A 9,974-nucleotide genomic window follows, 5' to 3' on the forward strand; every position below is an offset into this window, starting at 1 on the left:
AAATTTTCGCAGCGACGGACTAAACGGCAGCCGGCAAGATATAATTACTACCAACTATTTAAAAGAGGAATGTTTATTTTATGCCACTAATGGACTTAGCTAATTTTAAAACTAGGGTAATTGGATGCAGTGCGGTGATGGCTATTGGACAAGTTATTTCAAATGCGATCGCCAATCCGGCAACTCAAGCAGCAGCGGGTATTATTGGCGGCCCGATCGCACTTGGGGGAGTTTCGATTTTGGCGGCGATTGCTAGTGGTATAGCGGGGAATATCGCGGCTAATGACCTCGGAAATCGGCTGACGGAAGGGTTGAGCAAAAATCCGAGGATTCTCGATAATCACGATTTGATTAAGGCGGCGGGTGAGGCGATCGGCTATATTTTGAGAGAGGTTGCGAAGTCCGATCGTCTAATTGCGATCGCCGAAACCAAAAAATTGCCTTATCCAGAAACAGCACTCAGTCAATTAGCCGAGAAAACTCCTGAATACTGGCTGGATATTAACACGAATACAGCAGACTTGTCAAGGGGTTTAAATATTTCAGAAGACCAGCTAACCAAGATTTTTTCTGCTGATGCCGAAGAGTTCGATCGAGTTACCGGATTGACAACGGCAGATTGGGCAAGTTTCGTCAACGAATTCGCCCGGCGCGAGGGGAAATCCTTCGATGCGGAAATTGTGGAATTTGTGGCGGGCAAGCTGTACACAACTTTCCCGAAAGCGTACCGCGAAGTGCTGAAACTGGATGCGGCGAAGGGAGGAGAAAAGTTTGCAGCGATGCTGTTGAATCTGCACCAAATTGCTTTGGCACAACTCAAAGAGTTGGGGCTGCAAAATGGGGAAATTCTGCACAAATTGGAGGCCGTGGCAACTGGGCAGCAGATTTGTCAAGTGATGGGGAAATTGGAAGCCATAGAAATTGGCATCCGATCCGATTTGGCGCAAGTTCAGAATTTGCTGGAACGATTTGTTGATACTTCCGCGCCCCGATTGCCGCTTCCCTACGAGTGCGAAACGATTATTCAAGACCGCACTCAAGACTTTACCGGCCGCCGATTTGTATTTGAAGCAATTGCCGAATTCTTGCAGAAAAATCCCAAAGGATATTTTGTTTTAGAAGCAGATCCGGGTGTCGGGAAAACTTCAATTATGGCGAAGTTAGTGCTGCTGATGAAGCGGCGCTGTGTTGTCCATTTTAACTCGCAATCTCAAGGCACGGTTAAGGCCAAGCAATTTCTGGAAAATGCCTGCACTCAGTTAATTCAAGCCTTTAAACTGGATTACCCAAAATTGCCAGAAAATGCAACTACAGATGGCAATTTTCTCAGTCGATTGTTGGGGGAAGTCAGTGCTAAATTGGGCGGAAAAAAGTTAGTTTGTGTTGTGGATGCGCTCGATGAAGTCGATCGGAGCGATCATGGGCGTGGCAGCAATGTCCTCTATTTGCCAGATGCTTTGCCGGATAATGTTTATTTTATTCTCTCGAAGCGACCGGAATCTCTGCCTTTGCCAAATAATCATCAGGTTTTTGATTTGATGCAGTACAGTGCAGAAAGTTTGGCGGATGTCAAGCTTTATATTGACAAACGCACCAGCAACAGCGCGTCAATTCAGAGTTGGATTAATCGTCAAAGTTTGCAGCGAGAACAGTTTGTGGCGGCGGTGGCGGAAAAAAGCCAGAATAATTTTATGTACCTGCGCTATGTGCTGAATGATATCGACAGCGGCAAGTACAGCGATGTGAATTTGCAAGATTTGCCGAGGGAGTTGGAAGGATATTATGAGAAGCATTGGGCGCGGATGGAAATGGCGGTTAAAGATAAGGAATTGCGCCTCCGCAAGTTGAAGGTGATTTATTTGTTGACCAAAACTCGCAAGCCGGTTTCCTGCGATATTTTGGCAGATTTTGCTGAGGAAGATGCCTTGGATGTGCAGGAAGTTCTCAATGATTGGGAACAGTTTCTCCGAACCAACAGCGATACTCCTCCAGATTACAGTATTTATCACGCGAGTTTCCAAAGATTTCTGCATCGTAAAGATGTGGTGCAGAGAGCTGGGGTTTCGCTGCGGGATATTGAAATGGCTATTTCTAATAATTTGTGGAGGGATGTGTTCGGCGATGAGTAAGTTTAAGGAACGGTTGGGGAAAATGTCGCCGAAAAAGCGGCTTTTGGCTTTGGAAACTCTGCCGGGGCATTTGGCAGAGAGTGTTCAAGGGGAACGGCTGCATCAGTTGTTAACGGATTTTGATTTTATTGAGGCGAAGTTGGATGCGTTGAGGGTTCAAGCGTTAATTGAGGATTACGATTTGGCGAGAATTTCTGATATTTTGCTGTCGGAGGGGCAAACTGAAACTTTGGGGTTGATTCAAGGGGCAATTCGCAAGTCGGCGCACGTTTTGGATAGGGATAAAACGCAACTGGTTGAGCATTTGTTGGGGAGATTGCTGGATTTTGAAATACCCCAGATTCAGGGGTTGCTGGATGTGGCGAGGCAGTCGAAAGATAGTCTTTGGCTGCGGCCTTTAAGGGGTAATTTAGAGCGGTCGGGAGAAGGATGTTTGCGAACCCTCACCGGTCATACTGGCGGGGTAACAGCAGTGGCGATCGCACCAGACGGAAAAACCGCGATTTCCGCTTCACGGGATAACACCCTGAAAATCTGGGACACCGAGACAGGCACCGAACTTAGAACCCTTACGGGTCATACTCACTCGGTAACAGCAGTGGCGATCGCACCAGACGGCAAAACTGCGATTTCCGCTTCAGAGGATAACACCCTGAAAATCTGGGACACCGAGACAGGTACGGAAGTTAGAACCCTCACCGGTCATAGTGACATGGTAACAGCAGTGGATCTCGCACCAGACGGCAAGAGAGCGATTTCCGCTTCAGACGATAAAACCCTGAAAATCTGGGACACCGAGACAGGTACGGAAGTTAGAACCCTCACCGGTCATAGTGATATGGTAACAGCAGTGGATCTCGCACCAGACGGCAAAACTGCGATTTCCGCTTCAGAGGATAAAACCCTGAAAATCTGGGACACCGAGACAGGTACGGAAGTTAGAACCCTCATCGGTCATACTGCCTGGGTAAATGCAGTGGCGATCGCACCAGACGGCAAAACTGCGATTTCCGCTTCAGGGGATAAAACCCTGAAAATCTGGGACACCGAGACAGGTACGGAAGTTAGAACCCTCATCGGTCATACTGACAGGGTATATGCAGTGGCGATCGCACCAGACGGCAAAACTGCGATTTCCGCTTCAGGGGATAACACCCTGAAAATCTGGGACACCGAGACAGGTACGGAAGTTAGAACCCTCACCGGTCATAGTGACTCGGTATATGCAGTGGCGATCGCACCAGACGGCAAAACCGCGATTTCCGCTTTAGGGGAGGAAACCCTGAAAATCTGGGACACCGAGACAGGTACGGTAGTTAGAACCCTCACCGGTCATACTAGGTTGGTAAATGCAGTCGCGATCGCACCAGACGGCAAAACCGCGATTTCCGCTTCATGGGATAACACCCTGAAAATCTGGGACATCGAGACAGGTACGGAAGTTAGAACCCTTACGGGTCATACTAGCTTGGTAAATGAAGTGGCGATCGCACCAGACGGCCTGACAGCGATTTCCGCTTCAGCGGATAACACCCTGAAAATCTGGGACACCGAGACAGGTACGGAAGTTAGAACCCTCACCGGTCATACTAGGTTGGTAAATGCAGTGGCGATCGCACCAGACGGCCTGACAGCGATTTCCGCTTCAGACGATAACACCCTGAAAATCTGGGACACCGAGACAGGTACGGAAGTTAGAACCCTTACGGGTCATACTCACTCGGTAAATGAAGTGGCGATCGCACCCGACGGCCTCACAGCGATTTCCGCTTCAGGGGATAACACTCTCAAAATCTGGGATTTGCTTAGTGGCAAAGAAGTTGCTAGTTTCAGCGGAGATTCTAGCTTCATTTGCTGTGCAATTTTGCCTGATGGAGTGACAGTTGTAGGGGGCGATGCGTCGGGCCGGGTGCATTTCCTGCGATTGGAGGGAGTTAGCGGCGGGCGATAATCGGATTGTTGGGTCGATTCGGGCGATCTAATTTTTTGTGTACGGTCCTGGACGCACTCCCACCAAAGAAACCGGGTTTTTACCGAATCTGTGGGCCCCAACGCGTCTTGTCGTCAAAAACCCGGTTTCTCGGCCTCCATCGTAAGTCCTAATGTAGCGAGTTTTAGGGCGATCGAATTTGAGAGAAATGTGCGATCGGGTTTTTGTGTTAATTGGGGCGATAGAATTTGAGAGAAATGTGCGATCTGGCAATAAGTTGTTAACCAATAAGTGATTAATGGGAACCCGATTAGTGCGATCGTTACTTGTTTCTCGGATTCTATCAGGTTCAAAAAGATTGTGAGTAAAATAAACGGGATTTGGGTCAGTTGTTTTTGTAAGTGAGTCTGGTAAAATGTTCGTAACATATTTTTTGGAATAGGCAATCGTGTAATAATTCTGCTGCCTATCTTTTTTTACCACAACACAGCTCAATCCTTACCCCCTCTGGATTTGGGGCGGGTTGTCACCCCCCAGCACACTAACAATCCTATTTTTTAATAGTAGCTTGCAAATAAAGCAGCGGGTCTTCAGCAACCCAACCCAAGCCCGAATTGTACCGAACTTCAAAATGCAAATGAGATGGCGGAATGTCCCGTTTTCCCGTCGTCCCCACAGTTCCCAAAACTTCTCCAGACAGCACTTTTTGACCGACTTTTACCGCAATATCTTTCAAATGAGCGTAGCGCGTTTGCTTCCCCGCTTCATGGTTCACCACCACTAAATTCCCGTAATCCCCCTGCGGCCCCGCAAAGGCGACAGTCCCCTCGCCCGCGGCCAAAACCTGCGTACCCTCCGACGCCAAAAAATCTACGCCGCTGTGGAAAAAAAATTCGCGCCGCGCCGGATGCAATTGCCGCCCGTAACGCAAAGCTTCCACTGCTGGGGCGGGCAGCGGAAATCCTTGCACCGATGGCGTTGCATCGGGATTGATAGAAGGCCCGATCGACCTATTCACCGCTGGCACAAACACCGTTTTCCCCAAAGGCCTGCACCCATTCGCCTCAAATAGCAAATCTGCGCGCACTTTGTAAGCTTCTGCCAGTTTTTGCCAATTCCAGCCCGCAGGCACTTCTACCTCGATGCCACTGTACGGAGGAATGACGATCGCACTTCCAGCAGATCCTCCACCGCCCCGCAACATCGGATTTATCCCGAGCAGCGCCGCAGGAATCACATTGTACTGCCGCGCGATGCTTTCTATTGTTTCGCCCTGGGCCACAGTGTGGCGGCGCAACCGAGACCTAGCCGGACTGGGGCAATCGCGGGCGGGGTCGGGGTTTTCTACAGGTGTACCTGAAGGAAGATTTGCAGGTGGGATCTCGGTATTTGCCACCGTTTTCCCAACGGGTGCGATCGACCAAATTAATGCAAAAATCAGCGGAAATAAGCGTTTAAAAGTCATTATGTACATAAAAAACTATTCATTTCGGACAGTTGACAATTTTAAAATCCTGTGAAACTGCATATTTACAAGCTCTAGCCACCCCCCAGACTGTAAATCCCAGGCTAAGCCAAGTTAGGATGAGAATTATTAGTTTGATTCGCTCTTGGCAAATCCGGCAAAATTGCCTGTGATGCCGATGGGCGCCTGCCTGTTAACAGCTATGTTCTTGAGGAAGCGGTACGCCCCGCCCCGCTTCCTTCCCGTCGCCAAGACAAAATGCTTGATTCGGAACCTGTCTGCGGGGATGAGGTATTTAGCGGGAGTTATTAAATGAGTTTATCTTTTAAGCAAGCGACCCTTTATGTGACTTTGCTGTCAATCGGCGGAGGTATGGGATGGTTGGGAAATCGCTATCTGCAAGGCTCAAACAATCTGGAAACCGGATTGGTTTTGCCAGTAGTACGCCAGCAAATCCCCCCCTATCCCTCTCCTCCAGTTCTGGAAAATCGGGCGGTCGATCGCAGCAATCCCAATTTTATTGCTGAAGCAGCCGAAAAAGTCGGCCCGGCTGTAGTGCGGATTGACGCATCCAGCAAGGTGGCGAATCAAGTGCCCGAAGCATTCAAAAATCCGTTGTTTCGTCGGTTTTTTGGGGAGAATTTGCCGCAGCCGGAAGAACGAACCAAGAGAGGTACGGGTTCCGGGTTTATTCTCACTTCTGACGGCCGCATCGTTACTAATGCTCACGTTGTCTCCGGGACGGATACTGTCAAGGTGACGCTCAAAGACGGCCGCGAGTTTGAGGGTAAGGTGCAGGGAGTCGATCCGCTGACGGATGTGGCTGTGGTTAAGATTAATGCTAAGGAACTGCCGCAGGTGGCTTTGGGTCGATCGGACAATATTGTACCGGGACAGTGGGCGATCGCGATCGGCAATCCTTTAGGTCTCGACAATACCGTGACTGTGGGTATTATCAGCGCTACGGGTCGATCGAGTTCCCAAGTCGGCATCCCCGACAAGCGAGTCCGCTTCATCCAAACCGACGCCGCCATCAACCCCGGCAATTCTGGTGGCCCACTGCTCAATGACCAAGGCGAAGTAATTGGCATCAATACCGCCATTCGCGCCGACGCTCAGGGCTTGGGATTTGCAATTCCGATCGAAACCGCCAAACGAGTTTCCGATCAGCTATTCGCCAAAGGTAAAGCCGAACATCCCTATCTCGGCATTCAAATGGTCAGCTTGACTGCAGCCACCAAGGCCGAACTCAACAAACAGCTCGATAATAATAAAATTACCCTCGATCAAGGCGTAGCCGTGGCGCGAGTCGTGGAAAATTCCCCCGCTCAAAAAGCCGACTTGCGCCCCGGAGATGTCATTCAAAAAGTTGACGGAATTGCGGTTAACACTCCCGGTGACGTGCAAGAACGGGTGGAAAACACGGTTGTGGGCAAAGAACTCGAACTGGAAATTAACCGTTTGGGTCAAGTTCAGAATATTAAAGTACGTCCGGGTGCTTTTCCCCTATCGGGTAGCTCCGCCGGTGGGTAATACCATTTTCGATTTTCGATTTTCGATTTTCGATTAAAGAATTAAGAATGACTTACTGCATAAGGATTTGGAGCTTATCTGCAGTTGCATTCTTTTTTGAAATTGGTATTAGTTGCAAGGGTGGAGGATGGAAGATGAATCTGATGCTTTATAGTCCTGGAAGCAGTAACCGGGTTTTTTCACCAAAATCCTCGGTGTAGCGCTAGGGATAGCCGGTTAACAGCCCGGTTTCTTAATTCCCTGTGCCTCCATGATTCAGGATTATGGATTTTTCTGAACAACTTTCATCTTTCTGGCTTCCCCAACCCGTTGACCTTTTTACTTGTCTTTGGGTGAGTTTGGTTGAATCGAGCTGGTGCTTGCTAAATTTTCTTCTAGGTGCATCCTTTGCTCCATTTGCCTCAAAAAATAGCCTGTCATCATCGCTGAAGCTAGCAAACCTGCTAAGTTTTCGCGATCGGTGGTAATTTCGACGTTAAAATTTTCTGAAGGCAAAACGCCGACAAGTCCTTGAACGTTATGAGAGATTATTTCTCTGATGTCGGGGCTGACAGACTTGGCGACGCGGGCTAGCACCTCCGGGGATTGGTGTTGGAGGTACTTCAGCAGTGGATTGACTGCGGTTTGTTGGGCATTGGATGTGTCAAAGTCAGGGTGAAAAACCATTTGGCGATTCTTAATTTCTGGCTGGTTACATTCTACTTCAAACTACTCGTCATTGCTTGGGTACAAATTTGCCTGAAAGTCAAGTTGCAATTGTTTTGGCAGTTGGTCTACTTGAAAGTACCGATGAAATTTCTCGGTAACTTGTAACCAATACGACCGCCCTTCAGTCGGCCGCCGTTTGCGGACGAAACCCATTTCTACCAGTTCCTGCACTTGTTGGTAAGCTCCTGAACCTCGCAAGTTAACTAAATCTGGCTGAGCGATGCCGCCTTTGAGGGCGATCGCAGCCAGCGTCCGCAAAGCTCCCACACCTAATTCTGGAGGTATTAAAGTTTGCATTAAACTGGCAAACTCTTCTCTGAGTTGCAGGCTGTATCCTGTGGGGGTTTCGACGACTTCTAATGCACTGTCGCGGTGGGACGAGTCAGACATGAGTTCGATGATGGCGTCTTCGGCTTCGGCTCGATCGCACTTGGCAATCTCGGCAATTTCTGCGATCGACACTGGCTGACCTTTTAGGTAAAGTATGGCTTCTATTGTTGTGGCTAAGCGAGTCATTTGGGAGTTAGTAATGAGGAATGGGGACGTTGAAAGAAGAAGGAATAAGCAAGAAAGAAGAAGGAATCAGGAAAACAAAAGTTATCCGTATTTCCGTAACTTCCGTGTCGTGAAGAATGAGAGTTAGGAATAAACATTCCCCTTACACAAATTATTAATAGTGTAGGTTAGGTTGAGAAACAAAACCTACACTATTAATTTTCTTTTTTTATATCAATGACGCAGGAATATATAACAACGTTTCTAGCTCTCCTGAGCTTATGGTAAAATATATCAACCAATACAGATGACGGGGCTAGGATCGATTTTTGGTAAAAAAATATGGGGTCAGTCTTGTTAAGAAGCCCCATCAGTTAAAAATGTTACCTCAATCATACCAAATTTGTTTCCAACAGCAGCTCAAAAACACCGAATACTTGACTGTGACTATTTTAGTTTTTCTGCTCCCAACCCATAAACAAGTGAGTATTGAGTTATTGGCGAAATTGATGCCATACCCAATCATGTTTGAGAGCCGACGACGTTCTATTCAACGGTTTCTCAAGCTACCTATCCTCAAGATAGAAAAGCTTTGGTTTCATCTGCTTAAATATATCTGGAGAACTCAATTTAAAAAGAAACAAGAGTTGAAGGTCGCCATTGATAGAACGCAGTGGCGAGATAAAAATATGTTGATGATTAGCCTGATTGGGGACAAGAGAGCTTTACCGTTGTAGTAGCAGATATTGCCTTCGCTGTGCCTGTAGCAACATCCGAGAACAACAAAGCTTAATCTGCCCCATTCTTGGTCTGCTAAAAAAATATAAAATGGTCCTTTTAGGAAACGCCTGAATTTGCGATCGTTAAGCTGGCAAGTGGGCTGTGTGAAAAGAACATAAGGTGTGTTTTGAGAGTAAAACAGGGACGCTATATTCAAGAAGAAGGAGAGGAATTTAAGCGGTTGAGTGAGTGTGGTTTAGTCGCAGGTACGAGCTTTTATGTGACAGGAGTTAAAATCAGCAGCAAGGATTGGGCTGTTTTGATGTCGCTGGTTATGGGCAACGAAAATATCGAAATAGTGGCGAAGATGAAGACTGGTATTTACTCACCAATATCGGCAAAGTGAAACAAGCTGTAACAGCGTTTAAATGTCGCAGTGGTATCGAAGCAATGTTTAAGGACTGTAAAACAGGAGGCTATAATCTTGAAAAAAGTTACCCTTGTGACCGCCGCCTAAAAACTTTAATATAAAACTTTAATATTCTTAATAGCTTTAGCTTATAATTGTGCGATTTTACAAGGACACAAGCTCAAGCTTATGGGAATTCGGAAATACATCGGTCGCCTTACTGTCGTCGAGGCGATCGCAACGCCGTCATAGTAGCTTTTGAATTTGATTATACGGTCAATCGTGGGCGCAGCGAAGCGGAGGGAGTAGGGAGGGAGCTTTGCCATGCACCTATTGCGGAATTGATGAAAATTAGACGCAATCAGCTCCTATTCCCTCAGATTAGCAACCCGGAGTTTTAACAACGGAAAAAGGAATAGAATCCCAGTGATGCCACGGCGTCTTTGTAGAGACGGAAAAAAAATAAGGGTAAAAAACCCTGAAGACTGCAGAGAATTAAGTCATCATGATCACCATGTAGAAAGAGAGGTCAAGCCCTCGGTCTATTAGTACGCCTCAGCTTCATCCCTCTCAGGACTTCCACTT

9 protein-coding genes are annotated in these 9,974 nt (G+C 47.6%); 5 read left to right on the plus strand and 4 right to left on the minus strand.

The features are described 5' to 3' along the window. Nucleotides 1-80: 80 nt before the first annotated feature. Entirely contained in the window at nucleotides 81-2,129 is a 2,049-nt protein-coding gene (locus QUB04_RS28080; protein ID WP_333289553.1) for an ATP-binding protein, read from the plus strand. Further along, a complete protein-coding gene (locus tag QUB04_RS28085) occupies nucleotides 2,122-4,080 on the plus strand; it encodes a beta-propeller domain-containing protein (protein WP_333289555.1) in 1,959 nt (652 codons plus the stop codon). The genes QUB04_RS28080 and QUB04_RS28085 overlap by 8 nt, the downstream gene beginning before the upstream one ends. 113 nt (nucleotides 4,081-4,193) lie before the next feature. On the opposite strand, the gene QUB04_RS28090 is transcribed toward QUB04_RS28085, so the two are convergent. Both QUB04_RS28090 and QUB04_RS28095 read right to left on the minus strand, forming a co-directional pair. Continuing rightward, complete coding sequence (locus tag QUB04_RS28090) at nucleotides 4,194-4,487, minus strand: hypothetical protein (RefSeq protein WP_333289557.1); 294 nt, start codon at nucleotides 4,485-4,487, stop codon at nucleotides 4,194-4,196. A 122-nt stretch (nucleotides 4,488-4,609) separates the two neighbouring features. Further along, nucleotides 4,610-5,533, minus strand: a complete 924-nt coding sequence (locus tag QUB04_RS28095) for a M23 family metallopeptidase (protein WP_333289559.1) — start codon at nucleotides 5,531-5,533, stop codon at nucleotides 4,610-4,612. Nucleotides 5,534-5,836: 303 nt separating this feature from the next. On the opposite strand from QUB04_RS28095, the gene QUB04_RS28100 reads away from it, so the two are divergent. After that, complete coding sequence (locus QUB04_RS28100; protein WP_333289561.1) at nucleotides 5,837-7,057, plus strand: HhoA/HhoB/HtrA family serine endopeptidase; 1,221 nt, start codon at nucleotides 5,837-5,839, stop codon at nucleotides 7,055-7,057. A gap of 318 nt (nucleotides 7,058-7,375) precedes the next feature. On the opposite strand, the gene QUB04_RS28105 is transcribed toward QUB04_RS28100, so the two are convergent. After that, on the minus strand, nucleotides 7,376-7,723 hold the full coding sequence (locus tag QUB04_RS28105) for a DUF760 domain-containing protein (RefSeq protein WP_006635907.1): 348 nt from the start codon (nucleotides 7,721-7,723) through the stop codon (nucleotides 7,376-7,378). A gap of 42 nt (nucleotides 7,724-7,765) precedes the next feature. Continuing rightward, nucleotides 7,766-8,281 (minus strand): SMC-Scp complex subunit ScpB, encoded by a 516-nt coding sequence (gene scpB / locus QUB04_RS28110; protein ID WP_333216442.1) that lies wholly within the window; start codon nucleotides 8,279-8,281, stop codon nucleotides 7,766-7,768. A 308-nt stretch (nucleotides 8,282-8,589) separates the two neighbouring features. Between scpB and QUB04_RS28115 the strand changes: the two genes are divergently transcribed. Both QUB04_RS28115 and QUB04_RS28120 read left to right on the plus strand, forming a co-directional pair. Further along, nucleotides 8,590-8,997 (plus strand): hypothetical protein, encoded by a 408-nt coding sequence (locus QUB04_RS28115; protein WP_333289564.1) that lies wholly within the window; start codon nucleotides 8,590-8,592, stop codon nucleotides 8,995-8,997. A 170-nt stretch (nucleotides 8,998-9,167) separates the two neighbouring features. Beyond that, on the plus strand, nucleotides 9,168-9,386 hold the full coding sequence (locus QUB04_RS28120) for a hypothetical protein (protein ID WP_333289566.1): 219 nt from the start codon (nucleotides 9,168-9,170) through the stop codon (nucleotides 9,384-9,386). The last annotated feature ends 588 nt before the right edge of the window (nucleotides 9,387-9,974 follow it).

Source organism: Microcoleus sp. D2_18a_B4 (assembly GCF_036702475.1).
In the GTDB taxonomy this organism is placed as follows: domain Bacteria; phylum Cyanobacteriota; class Cyanobacteriia; order Cyanobacteriales; family Microcoleaceae; genus Microcoleus.